Annotated in this window: 3 protein-coding genes; 2 read left to right on the forward strand and 1 reads right to left on the reverse strand. The window is 45.2% G+C overall.

Annotation, left to right across the window (positions count from 1 at the left end; genetic code table 11):
- Positions 1-295: 295 nt before the first annotated feature.
- Both COY37_RS05790 and COY37_RS05795 read left to right on the forward strand, forming a co-directional pair.
- Positions 296-586: a nucleotidyltransferase family protein gene (locus COY37_RS05790; RefSeq protein WP_286976686.1), complete on the forward strand. Its 291-nt coding sequence runs from the start codon at positions 296-298 to the stop codon at positions 584-586.
- Positions 576-938 (forward strand): HepT-like ribonuclease domain-containing protein, encoded by a 363-nt coding sequence (locus COY37_RS05795; RefSeq protein WP_286976688.1) that lies wholly within the window; start codon positions 576-578, stop codon positions 936-938. Before COY37_RS05790 ends, COY37_RS05795 begins: the two co-directional genes overlap by 11 nt.
- Before the next feature lie 100 nt (positions 939-1,038).
- On the opposite strand, the gene COY37_RS05800 is transcribed toward COY37_RS05795, so the two are convergent.
- A partial coding sequence (locus COY37_RS05800; RefSeq protein ID WP_502693750.1) for an AAA family ATPase occupies positions 1,039-1,636 on the reverse strand: 598 nt, incomplete at its 5' end.

The raw sequence follows: 1,636 nt of genomic DNA on the forward strand, positions 1-1,636 counted from the left end.
TATGCCGTGCATGATCTTGATAGTGTCTGCCTGGATTGCCACAACCCAACTGTCTGGAGGGCAACATCTAGCAGTCACACCGACACAGCCGGCACAACAACCGACGATTTCAACGACGAGCTGTTGCTAAGAGGATTGCCGTAAAAGGTTATCAAAATACATACAAAGTACACGGTTTGTAAATATAAAAAGCAAAGCGAGGCCCGCTTTAAACGGGCCTCGCTCGTGTATTACGTGTTGCTATACTATTTAATGACAGGTAAAATCAGAATTAAAGACCTAACAGAGGTGAAACATGAGGCGCGATGAAGCGTTTGCCATCTTAAAATCGCATAAACAGGAGCTTATCAAATTTGACGTAAAATCGCTTGCAATTTTTGGTTCAGTTGCAAGAGACGAAGCTGGGCCGGAAAGCGATGTAGATATATTGGTTGAGTTTAGCAAGACGCCTTCGTTTGATGGTTATATGGAGTTAAAGTTCTTTCTCGAAGATCTTTTGGGTCGATCTGTCGATTTGGTAACCCGCGATGCGCTTAAACCACGTATCCGACCATACGTTGAGAAGGAGCTTTTGTATGTCGCGTGATTATCGCCTCTTTTTGGACGATATTTTACAATCCTGCGAAAAAATATTGCGCTATACAAAAGAGCGAACGTTAGAGCAGTTTCTTTCTAACGAGATGGTGTATGATGCTGTATTGCGCAATCTAGAGGTAATAGGTGAAGCGGTTAAACACATCCCTCAGGCGCATCGGAATCGTTATCCTGAAATAGAATGGCGAAAGATAGCTGGTTTTCGAGACATTGCGATACATGAATACTTTGGTATAAATAAATCTATATTATGGGACATTATCCAGAATAAGGTGCCTTTTCTCAAAGATCAAATCGAGCAAATTCTTCAATCGGAGGAGTCAGGAGATGTCCCACCTAGTTAGCGAGCGATAGCGAAGCAATCTAGATTGCCACGGTCGTTTCACTCCCTCGCAATGACAAGATAGCTGAAATACAAAATCCCGTGTGACAGCAAAATAATTATTATACCTTCTTCTTCCTCAACTTATTCAACCGCTCTTTAATGGTCTTTTCATATCCATTATCAGAAGGCCGGTAGTAAACCTTATCCTTCAAATTATCCGGCAAATACGTTTCCTCCACATAATTACTCGGGTAGTCGTGCGGATACTTGTATCCCTTGCCGTGCCCGAGCTTCTTAGCGAGCGTAGTCGGCGCGTTTCTTAAATGGTTAGGAATCGGCAGGGTGCGCTCGCTTTGCACATCCTTGATCGCCTCATTAATTGCCGTTTTTGCAGCGTTTGATTTAGGTGCGCTCGCCAAGTACGTTGCACACTGAGATAGGGCGAACTTAGCCTCCGGTAATCCCACAAAATTAAGCGCATCAACCGTGGATGTTGCCAGCATTAGGGCATGCGGGTCGGCATTTCCGATGTCCTCGGAGGCAAATATGACCATGCGCCTGGCAACAAATTTAGGGTCTTCGCCGCTTTCCAGCATCCTGGCCAGGTAATACACGGCGGCATCCGGGTCGGTTCCCCGCATGCTTTTTATAAAGGCGCTGATAATATCGTAATGGGCATCCCCGGCGCGGTCATATTGCAGCTGTTTCCGGTTGATA

It is taken from the genome of Candidatus Aquicultor secundus, assembly GCF_002791875.1.
GTDB classification, from domain to species: Bacteria; Actinomycetota; Aquicultoria; order Aquicultorales; family Aquicultoraceae; genus Aquicultor_A; species Aquicultor_A secundus.

Coding starts and splice junctions, on each gene's coding strand:
- COY37_RS05790 (WP_286976686.1), top strand. CDS start 296: ATGAGGCGCGATGAAGCGTTTGCCATCTTAAAATCGCATAAACAGGAG.
- COY37_RS05795 (WP_286976688.1), top strand. CDS start 576: ATGTCGCGTGATTATCGCCTCTTTTTGGACGATATTTTACAATCCTGC.